The organism is Neobacillus cucumis (assembly GCF_023715505.1).
In genome coordinates, this window is the sequence record NZ_JAMBOH010000017.1 from 15931 (window position 1) to 32181 (window position 16251).

At 38.3% G+C, this 16251-nt stretch carries 14 protein-coding genes; 9 read left to right on the forward strand and 5 right to left on the reverse strand.

Annotated elements, in window-relative coordinates; translation table 11 throughout:
- Positions 1 to 190 precede the first annotated feature (190 nt).
- Positions 191 to 1183 (forward strand): L-glyceraldehyde 3-phosphate reductase, encoded by a 993-nt coding sequence (gene mgrA / locus M3226_RS20880; RefSeq protein ID WP_251570107.1) that lies wholly within the window; start codon positions 191 to 193, stop codon positions 1181 to 1183.
- A 35-nt stretch (positions 1184 to 1218) separates the two neighbouring features.
- On the opposite strand, the gene M3226_RS20885 is transcribed toward mgrA, so the two are convergent.
- Together M3226_RS20885 and M3226_RS20890 are read right to left on the reverse strand one after the other, a co-directional pair.
- Positions 1219 to 1533: a DMT family transporter gene (locus M3226_RS20885; protein ID WP_251570123.1), complete on the reverse strand. Its 315-nt coding sequence runs from the start codon at positions 1531 to 1533 to the stop codon at positions 1219 to 1221.
- 2 nt (positions 1534 to 1535) lie between these two features.
- The gene (locus tag M3226_RS20890) at positions 1536 to 1886 is read right to left on the reverse strand and encodes a DMT family transporter (protein WP_251570131.1); all 351 of its coding nucleotides are present in this window, start codon (positions 1884 to 1886) and stop codon (positions 1536 to 1538) included.
- Between the two features lie 172 nt (positions 1887 to 2058).
- On the opposite strand from M3226_RS20890, the gene M3226_RS20895 reads away from it, so the two are divergent.
- On the forward strand, positions 2059 to 2451 hold the full coding sequence (locus tag M3226_RS20895) for a globin domain-containing protein (RefSeq protein ID WP_251570137.1): 393 nt from the start codon (positions 2059 to 2061) through the stop codon (positions 2449 to 2451).
- A 48-nt stretch (positions 2452 to 2499) separates the two neighbouring features.
- Here the strand turns inward: M3226_RS20895 and M3226_RS20900 are convergent, their stop codons facing one another.
- From M3226_RS20900 to M3226_RS20910, 3 genes are all read right to left on the reverse strand, one after another.
- Positions 2500 to 3798 carry an ABC transporter substrate-binding protein gene (locus M3226_RS20900; protein ID WP_251570152.1) on the reverse strand — a complete coding sequence of 433 codons (1299 nt, stop codon included), beginning with the start codon at positions 3796 to 3798 and terminating at the stop codon, positions 2500 to 2502.
- A gap of 88 nt (positions 3799 to 3886) precedes the next feature.
- Positions 3887 to 4714: a carbohydrate ABC transporter permease gene (locus tag M3226_RS20905; protein WP_144563373.1), complete on the reverse strand. Its 828-nt coding sequence runs from the start codon at positions 4712 to 4714 to the stop codon at positions 3887 to 3889.
- Positions 4714 to 5616 (reverse strand): carbohydrate ABC transporter permease, encoded by a 903-nt coding sequence (locus tag M3226_RS20910; RefSeq protein WP_374110658.1) that lies wholly within the window; start codon positions 5614 to 5616, stop codon positions 4714 to 4716. Before M3226_RS20910 ends, M3226_RS20905 begins: the two co-directional genes overlap by 1 nt.
- 275 nt (positions 5617 to 5891) lie before the next feature.
- On the opposite strand from M3226_RS20910, the gene M3226_RS20915 reads away from it, so the two are divergent.
- From M3226_RS20915 to M3226_RS20945, 7 genes are all read left to right on the forward strand, one after another.
- Complete coding sequence (locus M3226_RS20915; RefSeq protein ID WP_251570170.1) at positions 5892 to 7712, forward strand: sensor histidine kinase; 1821 nt, start codon at positions 5892 to 5894, stop codon at positions 7710 to 7712.
- Positions 7709 to 9298 (forward strand): response regulator transcription factor, encoded by a 1590-nt coding sequence (locus tag M3226_RS20920; protein ID WP_251570189.1) that lies wholly within the window; start codon positions 7709 to 7711, stop codon positions 9296 to 9298. Before M3226_RS20915 ends, M3226_RS20920 begins: the two co-directional genes overlap by 4 nt.
- 228 nt (positions 9299 to 9526) lie before the next feature.
- On the forward strand, positions 9527 to 10549 hold the full coding sequence (locus M3226_RS20925; protein ID WP_251570198.1) for a LacI family DNA-binding transcriptional regulator: 1023 nt from the start codon (positions 9527 to 9529) through the stop codon (positions 10547 to 10549).
- Positions 10550 to 10647: 98 nt separating this feature from the next.
- Positions 10648 to 11874: an ABC transporter substrate-binding protein gene (locus M3226_RS20930; protein ID WP_251570214.1), complete on the forward strand. Its 1227-nt coding sequence runs from the start codon at positions 10648 to 10650 to the stop codon at positions 11872 to 11874.
- A gap of 161 nt (positions 11875 to 12035) precedes the next feature.
- The gene (locus tag M3226_RS20935) at positions 12036 to 12872 is read left to right on the forward strand and encodes a carbohydrate ABC transporter permease (RefSeq protein WP_251570442.1); all 837 of its coding nucleotides are present in this window, start codon (positions 12036 to 12038) and stop codon (positions 12870 to 12872) included.
- Positions 12872 to 13693, forward strand: a complete 822-nt coding sequence (locus tag M3226_RS20940) for a carbohydrate ABC transporter permease (RefSeq protein WP_098530831.1) — start codon at positions 12872 to 12874, stop codon at positions 13691 to 13693. The genes M3226_RS20935 and M3226_RS20940 overlap by 1 nt, the downstream gene beginning before the upstream one ends.
- 22 nt (positions 13694 to 13715) lie before the next feature.
- The gene (locus M3226_RS20945) at positions 13716 to 15917 is read left to right on the forward strand and encodes an alpha-galactosidase (RefSeq protein ID WP_251570238.1); all 2202 of its coding nucleotides are present in this window, start codon (positions 13716 to 13718) and stop codon (positions 15915 to 15917) included.
- Positions 15918 to 16251: the final 334 nt, after the last annotated feature.

The following is a 16251-nucleotide window of genomic DNA, read 5'->3' on the forward strand; positions in this document are numbered from 1 at the left end:
TTGATGAAAGTGTCCTCAAAGACATTTAGATATTGTCGAATTCATCGGTATTAAAATACTCTTCGGAAATATCCATGTTTTGTCTATTGCCAAACAACATTTACTATCTTTCCAAGTCTCCATCCTTTAAAAATTAACCCCCAGTCTATATAATGGTGGAAGGGTTTACATTGGGAAAGAGGGGATTACGATGGTTTATCAAGCTGCAGACAATCGCTACGAAGGGATGAAATACAATCGAACCGGACGTTCAGGATTGTTGCTTCCAGCGGTATCTTTAGGCCTTTGGCATAACTTCGGCGGCGTCGATACATACGAAAATGGCAGAGATATGCTGAGAAGGGCCTTTGATTTAGGAATCACCCACTTCGATTTAGCCAATAATTATGGCCCGCCAGCAGGCTCAGCGGAAGAAATGTTTGGCCGAATGCTAAAATCAGATTTCGCTCCATATCGTGACGAAATGGTGATTTCAACAAAAGCTGGCTACTATATGTGGCCTGGTCCATATGGGGATTGGGGCTCTAGGAAGTACTTAATCTCAAGTTTAGACCAAAGTCTAAAACGAATGGGACTTGAGTATGTTGACATTTTTTATTCACACCGTCCAGATCCGAATACACCGTTAGAAGAGACCATGATGGCATTAGATTCCATTGTGCGTCAAGGAAAAGCACTATATGTCGGAATATCTAATTACAGTGCCGAACAAACCACTGAAGCAATCAAAATCTTGAACGAACTTGGTACACCGCTTCTTATCCATCAACCAAAATATTCGATGTTTAACAGATGGATTGAGGATGGCCTTCAGGATGTATTACAAGAAAATGGAGTTGGCTCGATTGCCTTTAGTCCATTAGCGCAAGGACTGTTAACGAACAAATACTTAACAGGAATTCCAGCAGAATCCCGAGCCGCAAGTCCAACAGGATTCTTGCAAAAAGAACATGTCACTCCGGAAGTACTTGAACAAGTCCGGAAATTAAATGAAATAGCTGGTGAGCGTGGTCAAAGCTTATCGCAGATGGCCCTTTCATGGGTACTGCGCGGCGGAAAAGTGACAACCGTTCTAATCGGTGCGAGCCGAGTCAGTCAAATTGAAGAAAATGTTGCGGCATTGAACAACCTCGACTTTACGGATGAAGAACTGGAAAGAATTGAAGATATCCTAAATAGCTAGAATAAAAATCTGTCAGCGGGTGCTGACAGATTTTTTTAGGATAGAGCATTTAATCCGATGACACCAATAATAATCAATACCACACTAAAGACACGTCCCGCGCTTTTCGATTCTCCCAACAGAAACATATTGATGAAAACAGCCCCAGCAGTTCCAATTCCAACCCAAACCGCATAGGCGATACTCAGCTGGAGAAACTGAAATGATCCATATAAAAATGCAAGCGAAGCCCCGAATCCGCCTATATAAACGATTCCATTACGGACATTCTTTTGCTGGCTATACAATTTTAATCCAACAGCACCGGTAACCTCACTAGCTGCAGCTAACAAAACAAATAACCATCCCATGGTTATGCAGCACCTTTCATGGCTGCTTTTTCTTCCTTATTATCCGAAAGATTTAATCCAATGACACCAATAATAATAATGGCGATACAAAAGACTTCACCCAGGGTGATGCTGCCGCCAAAAAGGAATACATCCATTAACACCGTTCCAATCGTACCGACCCCAGCAAAAATAGCATATACCGTGCCTGTTGGGAGGGTTTCACAAGCTTTCGGAAGAATATGATAATCCCATAAAATCACAGCTATAACCAAAGCCCACTGCCACCACGTATGGGCAGTATTAAACCCGTATACCCAGATCCATTCAAACACACAAGTTAAAACAACATAGAACCATGCTTTATTCATCATTTGCACCTCTTAGGAGAAATAACCATTATTATTTTAGAATACCACAACAAAGTACAATCAAGACTTGGTAACTACTTTAAACAGAAATGAGTGATTTAAATCACTAAACTCGGTCCCTTTTTTCTTTATTATTGTTTAAATAGGGGAAAATTAAAAGTGGATGGTGAGAGAGATGGATTACGATTTTAAATCACTTTATAGTGAAATTGGCGGACAGGAAACCATTGATAAACTGGTGGAAGCTTTTTATCCGCATGTTTATGCCGATCCTGTCCTGGCCCCGCTTTTTCAAGGAGATATGGAAGAGATCAAACGAAAACAGCGGATGTTTTTGCCGCAATTTTTAGGAGGCCCCGCTCTTTATAGTCAAGAATTCGGTCCCCCGGCAATGAGATCGCGTCATCTCCCTTTTGAGGTAACACCAACCAGGGCTCGGCATTGGCTGCAATGTATGAAAGATGCCCTTCAAGAAATTGGTCTTGACCAGAATCCTGCAGGCAGAGCCTTTTATGAGAGATTAACGCAAGTAGCAGGAATCATGGTAAACACACCGGACAGTGAATAAAGTAAAGGCTCTTCTCATGGCGAGAAGAGCCTTTAAAAATTTATAATCTTATTTTTTTAATTTAGCCCATGTTGCGTCAAGAGCCTTCATTGCCTCCGCTTTAGACTTTTGGCCGCCAACATATGCTTGTAGTGTTGCTCCGAATTCTTGTCCAGCACCATCAGGATACTTCATGAACTGCCAAGAATAAGTTTTTCCATCTTGAGAGTACTTTTGAAGGTCAGCACCTAAAGGTCCAATGTCTTCTGCTTTTGCTTCAATGGTTTTGAATGCAGGAACATATTTGAAATCTTTAACTAATGCTGTCTTACCTTCTTCAGAAGATACCATCCAATTCAAGAAATCTTTTGCAGCCTTTTTGTCTGCATTTGGTGCTTTGTTATAAACAACCCAGTTTGTTGGTACGTCAACCATTAGTTTATCTGCTTGCGCAGCATCATCTGTAAGTGCTAAAGGAACAAAGCCAACTTCCATACCAGGATTTAATTTATCGAGCATTGGCTGAATCCAGTTACCTTGTTGAATCATGGCAGTTTCGCCATTAGCAAATTGGGTTACTTCTGTATTGTAGTCAGTAGTTAATGGATTTTTGTTACCGTATTTAACAGTTAAATCAACAAGCTTAAAGTAGTCTTCGAAGTATTTATTTCCTGCAATTTTTGATTTTCCTTCATTTAAACCAGGGATAAAGTTTTCGTCATCTGCTTGTTGGTAAGCAAATGGAACGTTAAGACCATGGTTTGCTAATACCCACCATTCCGCATAGCCAACTGAGAAAGGTGTAATACCTGCAGCTTTAAGCTTTTTCGCTGCAGATTCTAACTCTGAATAGGTTTTTGGAAGTTCTGTAATACCAGCTTTTTCAAATAATTTCTTATTATAAGCAAAGCCGTATCCTTCCATGTTTACCGGCTGACCATAAATTTTTCCGTCCATTGTCATTGGTTTTAAGGCATCCTCATAAGCATCTTTTACCCAAGGCTGATCAGATAAATCTTCTAATTTATCTTTCCAAGTGATTGCTTCTTGATATCCGCCATTTCCGAAGATATCAGGTGCTTTGTTTGAAGCGAATTTTGCTTTAAGGGCTGCAGCACCATCAGCGCCGCCTCCGACTGATTCGATATTGAATGTAACGTTTGGATGTTCTTTTGTATATTTATCTGTTAACGCTTTCAACTGATCCGCGATTTCAACCTTACCATTAAAGATGTCAACAACCACTTTACCATCCTTGCTGCCGCTGTCTTTTTTCGTACCAGATGCGCTGTCACTGTTGCCGCAAGCTCCTAAAAGAAGTGAAGCTGATAAAATCCCCGCTGCGATTGAATATTTTTTAAATGCCATTTGTTTTCCCTCCTGAAATTATATATCTAATTTATATATCCCTACCGTCAATATCTTACTGACAGCAGGGGTTGACCCTAGGATGAAATTACTTAATTGATCCGCTCGTGATCCCCTTGATAATGTGTTTCTGCATTGAAAAGAAGAAGATTAACAATGGTATGATACCAAGAACAAGTCCTGCCAAAGCTAAATCCCATTGTTTTGTGTACTGACCAAAGAAGGAGAATGTCGCTAATGGAATGGTTTTTAATTCTGGATCCTGAAGGACCAGTGATGGTAATAAGTAGTCATTCCATATCCACAAGCTGTTTAGGATGACAATGGTTACGGTGATGGGTTTTAATAACGGAAAAACAATTCTCCAAAAAACTCCAAACCTTGTACATCCATCGATAATGGCTGCCTCTTCAAGTTCTACCGGGATACCCTTGATGAACCCGTGATATAAAAAGATCGTCATTCCAGATCCAAAACCTAAGTACATGATAACAAGACCCCAGATACTGTTAAGTAATCCAAAGTTACCGGCCGTTTTAATGAGCGGAATCATAATGGATTGAAACGGAATAATCATGGCTGCAACGAAAGTCATAAAAATTACATTACTGATTTTCTTTTTCGTTCTAACAAGCATATACGCTGCCATCGAACAAAAAACAACCAGAACAACGTTACTAATCGCTGTGATAATTATAGAATTTGTAAAAACCTTTAGATAGTTCAATTTTTCAAAGGCATTCACATAGTTATCGAGCATAAACGTTTTTGGTAAAGCAGATGTGTTCGTTAGAATTTCTGCAAAGGGTTTTAAAGAGTTTGATATCAAATAATAAAATGGGACTAAAAAGACAAGACCAAGTAGGATGGCAAAGATTTCACCAATAAATGTTTTTCCTGTATACCTGTTTCCCATTATGATTCAACCTCCCTCTTCTTTGAAATTGTTACTTGAAGGATGGTAATTGCGGCAACCACAATGAAGAAAATTAATGCCTTTGCTTCACCGATACCATAGCGGTTGTTAACAAATGCTTCCGTATAAATATTAAGTGCTAACATTTCTGTCGATTTAAACGGTCCGCCGCCAGTTAGCGACAGGTTTGCATCAAAAATCTTAAAGGATGATGCAGTTGTTAAAAATAAACAGACGGTAACGGCTGGAGCTACTAATGGCATTGTAATATGGCGAAGAATCTGCCACCTGTTCGCTCCATCAATTTTAGCTGCTTCAATTAATTCTTGTGGAACATTTTGCAATGCAGCAATATAGATGATCATGATATAGCCTGCGCCTTGCCATACACTGACAATGACAATTCCCCAGAATGCGGTATTAGCATCCCCCAACCAAGGTAATTCGAAAAAAGGAATATGTGTTAACTGTCCAAGTGAGGCAAAACCTTTTACAAAAATGAACTGCCAGATAAAGCCTAGTAAAAGACCGCCCACCATGTTTGGCATGAAGAAAACGGTTCGTAATATATTCCTTGTTTTTAACATTTGTGTCACTAGAATGGCTAATCCAAAACCAATCACATTTGTTAAAACGATCGCTACAACGGTATATTTAGTTGTAAGGATAAAGGAATCTTGAAATTGCTTGTCCTCAGTAAATAGGTATTTAAAGTTATCAAGACCGACCCATTTAATATCACCTGTAATTCCGTTCCAATCGGTGAAGGCGTAATAAATACCCGTAAAGAAAGGAATTAGGACAATGATAGTAAACGCTAAGAATACTGGACCGACAAATAGGGTGAATAACCCTGCATCTTTTAGCTTCTTCTTTTTGTTTAAAGAAGCTGACTCTGAAATTTTTATGCTGGCTTTGCCAGGTAATGCTGAACTTTTTAACTCACTTTGATTATTCACTGACTGCACCTCCCATAACTCCATTTTAGGGATTTTGAAAAATTATGAAACGGCTTACATTGACCAGTAGGGTGGAAAATATTGAACAGTCCAAATTGCCATATTAAAATAGACCCCATGTATTACGATGTTTTCTTATGATAAAATGGTGGGAAATTTAGTATCACTTAGAAAAGGGGGGAGGCTAGTTCAAGTCTTAGGGACTAGCCCAAGAGCTAATGCAATGGGGGATTCGAACTAAACTAATTATCACTTTAATGGCTGTCATCATACTCCCTTTTGGAATAGCGATTACGATTACGTATTATCAAACGACAAAGTCAATAAATGACCGTTTTGTTTCTACGAATCATGATTTAATTGTTAAAGGGGAAGCAGAGCTAAGTACTTATTTAGAAGATGTCGCACAAATGTCGACTGTTTTATATCGATATACACCATTTATGTCGGTAATGAGGGTTGGTATATCAGATAACCTAGGCAGTAATCAAGAAGAAGTGCGGAGGATGCTCGCCTATACCTTTAATTCCCGGCCGGAAGTTGAACAAATGCTGCTTTATATAAATAAAGGAGAAGATTCATATACCAACTATCACTCAAGAATTAGCGGCAGAGGGAAATACGAGAATATCTTGTCCAATCCTTTCTATGCCCGCTTAAGTCGGTCTCATGACTTTTCCGTAATTGAACCGCCTCATGAGATTTATAGTTACAATAACTTGTCGGTGATTCCTAATTCCGAGAAAAATCAAGTTTTAAGTTTCCATACGATTATAAGAGATGTACCATTAGATACTATATTAGGTTTTGTATCTATAGATATTAATCTTTCTAAGATCAGAGATATTTCTGGAAGGTTATATACGGATGGGGTTGAAGACTTATATATAATGAATGAAAATGGGGTTGTCGTTTATTCTTCAAAAAACGACGAAATTGGAAAGGTTAATAAAGACGCTTGGTTTAAACAAATAAAGAAAGAACCAAAGGCGAATAAAAGTCTTGACTGGAAGGACGAAAAGTTTTCGGGCGTAATTGTCTATCAAAAGTTTTCTGATTCTTTTAAAAACTGGTACATTGTTAAAAGAATTCCTTATGATGTACTTTACCAAGGTGCGAGGCAGACTGTATTTACAAATATAATCATTGTAATTATTACACTTATTATTGTTTTATTTGCTACCATGTTCATCTCTTTGAGACTCACTGCTCCAATCAAAGTATTAATTGCTAATATGAAAAAAGTAGAAAAAGGTGTGTTTGAAGCAGATTTTGAGTCATTAGGGAATGATGAAATTGGGATGCTGGGCAGGCATTTTAAATTAATGATTTCAAAAATAAATGAATTAATTGAACGCGAATATAAACTAGAGATTGAAAATAAATCTTCCCAGTTAAGGGTTCTCCAATCACAAATAAATCCGCATTTTCTTTATAATGCGTTTCAGTCGATTGGAACGCTTGCATTAAAATTGAAGGCAGTCCAGGTGTATTCGTTATTAAACTCATTATCGAATATCATGCGTTACAGCATGAATATGAAAGATGATATTGTCCCATTTTTAGCAGAGGTAAACCATGTTAAATCCTATCTGAATTTACAAAAGCAAAGATTTGACGAGCAGTTTGAGTTTGAATTAAATATTGAAAAAAGTGTAGAAGAGGTATTAGTACCGAAAATGATCTTACAGCCGATTGTTGAAAATTGCTTTAAACATGGCTTTGATCAGCAGTTAGAAAAAGCAACAATTGTGATTGCAGCAAGAGGGGAACATGACCATCATTTATGCATTTCTATTAAAGATAACGGGGTTGGTGTTAATGATCACGACCTTGAACAACTTCGCCGAGAATTGTCCGACGGCGGGAGTGACTTAAATCAGAAGAGCGCTGGTATTGGATTAAAAAATATTTATGACCGCTTAAGGATTTATTATAGTAATCAGGTAGAAATGGATGTTTACAGCAGCGAAGAAGGCGGATTTACTGTTACGATAATTATTCCAAGAGATATTCATAATGAGGTGGTACATCCATGAAAGTCTTAATCGTCGATGATGAAAAACACGTTCGTGAGGGAATTAATCTGCTCGGAGAATGGGAACAGAATGGGATAACGGAGATTTATGAGGCCAGTAACGGTGAGGAGGCAATCCAGCTTATTCGAACTCTTCGTCCGGAAATCATTTTTTCTGATATGAAAATGCCCAAGATGGATGGTACACAGCTGTTAGAGTGGATTAAAGAAAATCAGCCAACAAGTAAAACGATTGTCGTGACTGGTTACGATGATTACCACTATATGCGTAAAGCCATTCATTCCGGTAGTTCAGACTATTTATTAAAGCCGGTTGATCCGGAAATATTAAACCAAACGCTGGCAAAAGTGGTGAAGGAGTGGAGAAAAGAGGAAGAGGAGCGGAATAGTAAAACGACCAGCTATCAATTAATAAATGAAATGAAGCCAGTTTACCGGGATCGAAAATTAACCCAATTATTAAATAGTGATAATCTGAAGGAAGAATGGTATGAGGAATTTGGTTTTTCTAAAGCGCAAAAATATCTCGTCGCACTTGTTCGGATCAATAGAAAGGCAATCGAGGCTTTTCGGGGAGACCGGGACCTAACCTATTTTACACTCTTGAACGTCATGAATGAAATTTTACAGGAAAAAGAATGTGGAATAGCCTTTCGCTACCTTGCGAATAAAGGTGAAATCGTCATTGTCTTTTGGAATCAGTTTACTCATATAGAAGAACTGCTGGAACGTATCTATAAAGCGATTTTGAATGTCATAAATGTTTCTTGTCATATTGCGGTTGGGATAGAGGTGGATAAAAGGGACAAATTAATGAATTCTTATCAGCATGCAAAGGAGGTTCTATTAAATAGTAATATATTAGCTGATGAAAAAAGCAAGGTCTACCGTCAAGATGTTATTCAACCGCAGGTATTAAAAAATTTATTTGCGTATTCTTCTGAAATTGAATTAGCTATTCAAGCAGGGGAAACTAGGGCTTTTGAGGAATTGATTGGTAAAATTGCTAAAGACTACACGGAGGGCCATTACTTATCATGGGGCCAGCTGCTCCAGCTAGAAAATGAGTATCTGGTCATCAGTAATCGCTGGTATGAACATTTTCATATCACAGGAAAGATTCCGAAACATATTGAATACAGAGTTGATCAATTTTTCAATCATAACGGTACATTCCAGCTGCAGGATTATATTGGTCGAACCATCCGCGAAATTTCTATTTTTCTAAGAAAGATTAAGCGAAAGACTGTTCGGAAAAGCAATAATGTCATATATGAGATAGAGAAATATTTGGAGGCTAATTTTGATCGGGATGTAAAGCTGCAAGAGATATCAAACCATTTTTATATAAGCAGGGAATATATTTCGCGGAAATTTAAGCAGGAGTTTAACGTTAATATTTCTGATTATATTGTTAAAATCCGAATAAATAGAGCTAAAGCTTTATTGAAAAATAGTGAGCTAAAAATCTATGAAATTGCCAACATGGTCGGTTACCAGGACGACAAGTATTTTCGAAAGGTATTTAAAAAGGTGGAAGGCGTAACACCCAATGAGTTTCGGGAATTACATATTATTCAGAAATGAGCAGATTATAAATAGTAAACGGGAGTTAATGTAACTGGTTATTTTAGTTATGTTAACTCTATTTTTGTTAGTTAATAAAACTCAAATGTAACTAAATTACAGGTAAATTTTATAAAAATAAATAATTTACTAAAAAATAAAGTAAAAAGTATTGAATGAAAGCGCATCCTCTGATATATTAAAAATATAAATTTAGTTAAGTTAACTAAATAGATTGATGGTGAGAAAATGACAACGATAAAAGATATTGCCGATCAGGCAAATGTATCGACGGCAACAGTTTCCCGGATCTTAAATAATGATCCCACACTTTCCGTATCTGATGATACGAGAAAACGGGTAATTGAAATCGTCAATGAGTTAAATTATAAACCATTGCGAAAAAAGAGTGGGAAAACGGATAAACCTAATGAGAATTTTAATATTGGCGTCATCATGTTAAATGATGAAACGATTGATCCGTACTTTCAGTCGATTCGCCTTGGTGTAGAAAGTACCTGTAATCAATATTCTCTAACAATCGCTACGACGATGATGGTAGGAAAAAGCACTATTACAGCAGAAAGCTTGAGCGGACTGGATGGGCTGATTGTTCTGGGAGATGTTGATATCGGGGATTTAAAAGAAATTTACTATGAAAATAACCATATAGTCGCGGTGGATTATTTGCCTCAAGATTCACATGTGGATGTGGTAATTTCAGATTTTGAAGGGGCAACTCAAAAAGTTCTAGATCATTTGCTTGAACTTGGTCATACGGACATCGCTTATCTAGGCGGAAGAGGAATGGTGTTTGGGGTAAGCCGCCAAAAGTCGAAGGAAAAAGAAGATACAAGAAAAATGACCTTTGAAAAAGTCATGAAAGAAAAAGGATTGTACAACCCGGATAAAGTCTTAATTGACGAGTGGGGGCCAACAAGCGGATACACATTAACGAAACAGTTAATTGAAAACGCTCAACTGCCAAGTGCGATTGTAGTCGGCAGTGATCCAATGGCATTAGGTGTCCTTCGTGCCTTACATGAGGCCGACGTCAAAGTGCCTGAGGAAGTTTCGGTGTTCAGTTTTGATGATATCGAGGCAGCGGCCTTTATGAATCCCCCCCTCTCAACCGTAAAAGTATATGGAGATGAAATGGGGAAAACAGCAGTAAAGCTGCTATATGATCGTTTGAAGGGAAGAACAATCCCGCTGAAGGTGACCATTCCAACGGAACTTGTTTTACGTGATAGTGTAAGCGTTAAAAAATAATAAAAGTGCTCGGGGCGGTTAAGGATTGTTGAACCGCTCGCGTAATCCTTTTGTTAGTTTTAATATTAAACTATTTTAAAAATTATGGAGGGTTTTCTATGAAAAAATCAATCTCATTAGTAGCTACTGGTATGATTGCACTTTCTGTTCTAGCAGGCTGTGGAAGTAAAGACGAGGCTTCTAGTAGTTCAAATGGCAAGGTGAAAATTGAGTTTTTCCAGTATAAATCAGAGGCAAAAGGTACGTTTGATGAACTGATTAATAAGTTTGAAAAAGAAAATCCAACCATTGATGTCGTTCAGTCTCAGCCGCCTGATGCTATTACAGTACTAAAAACACGTGTTGCAAAACGAGACCTTCCAGATGTCATCGGAATGGGCGGGGATGTATCGTATGCAGAAATCTCAAAGGCAGGAGCCTTTAAAGATGTTTCAAAGGATAGTGCTTTAAATGATGTACAGCCTGCGTATGTTGGCATGTTAAAAGATATTTCAAAGCAAGAAAAAGTATATGGAATTCCATATGCAGCAAACGCCGATGCTGTTATTTATAATAAAACTATTTTCAAAGATTTAGGTATTGAGGTACCGACAACATGGGATGAATTCATCGCTGCTGCAGAAAAAGTGAAGGCGGCTGGTAAGATTCCATTCTACTTTACTTTTAAAGATGCTTGGACAGCCCTTCCTGCTTACAATGTTCTTGCAGCCAACACTCAAGGAGAAGACTTTTTTAAAGACCTTGATAAGGGAAAAACTACATTTGCAGAAGGACATAAGGAAGCAACTGAAAAGCTATTAACCTTACTCAAATATGGTCATAAGGATCAGTTGGGTAAAGCATATAACGATGGGAACGTTGCATTTGCAAAAGGTGAATCTGCCATGTATCTGCAAGGCATTTGGGCAATTCCTGAAATTAAAAAGGCAAATCCTAATATTGATTTAGGTGTATTCCCATACCCAATTAATGATTCAAAGGTTGTTTCAGGGGTCGATTTACTACTAGCTCAATCTGCAACTAGCAAGCATCCAAAAGAAGCCAAGAAGTTCATCGATTTTCTATTAAGTGATGAAAATATGAAAACATATCTAACCGAGCAAAATGCTTTTGCTGCTAAGAGAGGTGTAGTACAGGAAGCACCTGAACTAGAAGGATTAAAAGCAAGCTTTGACAAGGGTAATGTCGTTGACTTTCCTGACCACTATGTACCAACAGCTGTTGCTCTTGACAAACAATTGCAAGTGTTAACACAGAAAAAGAATGTTGGAGAGTACTTGAAAACATTAGATAGTGAATGGGAAAAAGTAGCAGACCGTAAATAATGATTATGGAGAAATTGGGGACCCAATTTCTCCAGTTTTAAAAATAGGGAGTGAAAGCAATGAGTAAAGAGGATATTGCCTTGAAAAATCCAACGATTTCTTCTGCTAAAACAAAAGAAAAGAAGACAAAAATTAAACTTAAAAACGTTCCCTTTTATTTAATGACGATTCCTGCGTTTCTTCTTTTCCTCATTTTCCATACCTTCCCAGCCCTTCAGGGTATTTATTATTCTTTTACAAATTGGGATGGTTTAAGTTTTACGTATGACTTTGTCGGTTTGAAGAATTATTTGAACTTATTTAAAGATGGAAATATCTTGAACTCCTACTTATTTACTTTTAAATTTGCGATTGTCTCCACAATTCTTGTCAATGTATTGAGTCTATTAATCGCAATGGGGCTCAATGCCAAGATTAAAGGAAAGAATTTTTTCAGGGCGGCTTATTTCCTGCCTAATGTCCTTGGTGTGCTAATCGTTGGTTTTATCTTTAACTTTATTTTTTCTAATGTCCTCCCACAATTAGGAGACAAACTGGACCTTGGTTTTTTATCCACCAATATCTTGGGAAGTGAAAAATTTGCCTGGTTAGGTATCGTCATTGTTGCGGTTTGGCAGGCGTGTGCCTTTAATGTCATTTTATACTTATCCGGCTTGCAAACCGTTCCAACTGAATTATATGAGGCATCAAGTCTTGATGGAGCGAATAAGTGGCAAGAATTTTGGAAAATTACTTTCCCAATGATCGCCCCATTCTTTACCATCAATATGGTACTTTCGATGAAGAACTTCTTAATGGTTTTTGACCAGGTTGTTGCCTTAACAGGAGGCGGACCGGGAAGAGCGACAGAATCGATTTCCCTTTTAATCTATAAAGGTGGATTTACTGGGGGAGAGTTTGCATACCAATCAGCAAACTCCGTAGTCTACTTTATTGTAATTGTTGTAATCTCTGTTTTTCAAATTAAGGTTCTCCAAAAAAGGGAGATGGATATGTAATGTTAAAACAAAAGACAAACTGGCCTGTTACGATATTAATTGCTTTAGGGTCTCTATTTATACTTATCCCTTTGTATATTGCGGTTTCGATTGCGTTAAAAACACCGGATGAAATGGCCAAATCGGTCTTTTCTCTTCCAACAGGACTTCATTTTGAAAATTTCACCCGGGCCATCGAAGCAACTAACTTTTTTGCAGCCTTCAAAAATAGTGCGGTTATAACTGTGGTTACGGTAGTTTTTACCATCTTGACAAATTCAATGGTTGCATATGCCATTGCAAGAAATATGCACAAGAAATTTTTCAAAGGACTATATTACTATTTTGTTAGTGCTATGTTTATCCCGTTTCCAATTATTATGCTGCCACTGGTTAAACAGACTTCATTACTCAATATGGATAATCAAGGCGGACTGATCTTTTTATACATTGTATATGGGGCGGCATTAAACATCTTTATTTATACAGGATATATTCGTTCGATTCCAAAGGAACTAGAGGAGGCAGCAATTGTCGATGGCTGCAGTACATGGGGAGTTTTTTGGAAAGTTATTTTTCCGCTGTTAACACCAATAAATGCTACAGTGGGAATTCTAACATGCTTATGGGCGTGGAACGACTTTATGCTTCCATTAATTATTCTAAACGATCCAGCTGATGCTACTCTTCCATTAGTTCAGTATATTTTCCAGTCTCAGTTTGGTACGGACTTTAACTTAGCATTTGCATCATATCTATTAGCTCTATCACCGATGGTTATCGTCTACATCTTCGCACAAAAGTGGGTTATCGGCGGTGTGGTAAAGGGAGCTATCAAATAGCCAATTTAGGAGTTGGAGATTCATGGGAATTCATTTTAGTTCAAAAAATAAAACCTTTCACTTGCAGGCAAAGGATACAAGCTATGTTATGGAAATAGTCCGTGACGGCTATTTAGTCCACAATTATTGGGGGCGAAAAATTAGAAAGTATAGCCATTCCAATTTTCTGCAATCGTTAGACCGTGGCTTTTCCGGTAATCCTTATCAGCATAAAGAGGACCGGACATTCTCCCTGGATACTCTTCCGCAAGAGTATCCACAGTACGGTAACACCGATTTTCGGAAGCCGGCCTATCAAATTCAGCTCGAAAATGGCTCAACAATCACAGATTTGAAGTACCGATCCCATATCATTTTTAAAGGAAAGGCACCTTTATCAGGTCTGCCTGCAACGTATGTGGAGAGTGATGATGAGGCGGAAACGCTCGAAATTACGATGGAGGATTCACTTATCGGCTTAAAAGTAATCTTAAGTTATACTGTTTTCGAACAGTTTAATGTGATTACCCGTTCAGTCCGCTTCGTAAATGAGGGAGAAGAATCATTAAAGCTGTTAAGTGCATTAAGTATGAGTGTCGATTTTCGAGATGCGGATTTTGAGTTTTTACATCTTCATGGTGCCCATGTGAAAGAAAGGCATATTGAGCGTCAGCCGCTTCGCCATGGAATTCAGTCAGTTGAAAGTACGAGGGGGGCAAGCTCCCATCAGCATAATCCATTTATTGCTCTATTAAGAAAGGGTACAACGGAGGATACAGGCGAGGTTTATGCGTTTAACTTTGTGTATAGCGGAAATTTCTTGGCACAGGCGGAGGTAGATCAATTTAGCAATACCCGTGTCACGATGGGAATTAATCCATTCGATTTCAGCTGGAAGCTTGAAGCGGGTGAGGTATTCCAAACACCGGAAGTAGCGATGGTCTATTCGGCTGAAGGTCTCGGCAGTATGTCACGGACATTCCATGAGCTTTATCGTACCCGTTTGGTACGAGGAAGCTACCGCGATCAAGAGCGGCCGGTTCTAGTGAATAACTGGGAAGCAACTTATTTTGATTTCAATGCTGAGAAGATCCTTGAGATTGCCAAGGCCGGAAGCGAATTAGGGATTGAATTATTCGTCTTGGATGATGGCTGGTTTGGAAAACGAGATAATGATAAGTCTTCACTAGGGGATTGGTTCATTGATCATCAAAAGCTCCCTGAAGGATTAGATAATCTTGCGTCAAAAGTAAAGGATATGGGAATGGAGTTTGGACTCTGGTTTGAACCGGAAATGGTTTCAGTTGATAGTGACCTTTATCGCGAGCATCCAGATTGGTGCCTGCATGTTCCTGAACGACTTCGGTCGGAGAGCCGCAACCAGCTTATTCTCGATTTTTCAAGAGAAGATGTTTGCAATGAAATTACCAAACGAGTTAGTGATATTTTAGCAACTGTTCCAATCTCTTATGTGAAATGGGACATGAACCGCCATATGACGGAAATTGGTTCGGCAGCCCAGCCTGCGGACAGGCAAAGGGAAACGGCGCATCGATATATGCTCGGCTTGTATAAAGTGATGGAAACAATCACGACTTCGTTCCCGCATATTTTATTTGAGAGCTGCTCTGGCGGCGGGGGAAGATTTGACCCAGGGATGCTCTTCTATATGCCGCAGGTGTGGACTTCCGATAATACCGATGCAATCTCACGTTTGAAAATTCAATATGGTACGAGTCTTGTTTATCCGATTGTTACTATGGGCGCCCATGTATCCGCGGTGCCGAACCATCAGGTGCATCGGAGCACTTCAATGGAGATGCGCGGTAATGTCGCGATGTCTGGGAATTTAGGGTATGAGCTAGACTTAACCAAGATAACAGACGATGAAAAAGAAATCGTCAAACAGCAGGTTGCGCACTATAAAGACATTCGTAAATTAATCCAGTTTGGTGATTTTTACCGGCTGCAGAGCCCATTCGAAGGAAATGAAACAGCTTGGCTTTTTACTACTAAGGACAAGTCTGAAGCCATTGTCTACTATTTCCGGGTATTAGCTGAACCAGCTGCACCAACAACTGTATTAAAGCTAAAGGGAATTGATGATACGAAACAATACCAAGTGATCGGAACTGATGAAGTATTTGGCGGGGATGAGCTGTCCTATGTAGGTCTAAGTATACCTGCTAATATACATGGAGATTTCCAAAGCTACGTTTGGCATTTAAAAGCTTGCAGTGAATAAGAGTCGTATCGAAAACGGTGAACAACAGAAATAGATTAATATAATTACATTTTTACTCACAAATTGGTTATTGACTACTTGAATGATTTTCAAGGTAACCGGTCGTCAATAAGCTCTATTCGCGAATTTGTTACCTGTTTTTTTGATACATTTTAAAATATTACTCCGTAGACCCAAAAGGATTGTTACCTTTTGGGTCACTTTTATTTTTCAGTTAATAAAAAATATTAGCAGAAAAACTACTAATATAGCTATTAAATTACAATGGTATGATGAGAAAGGATATGTTAAATTGAATTAATAATACAACTAGATTAGAAAAAATGCATAATAC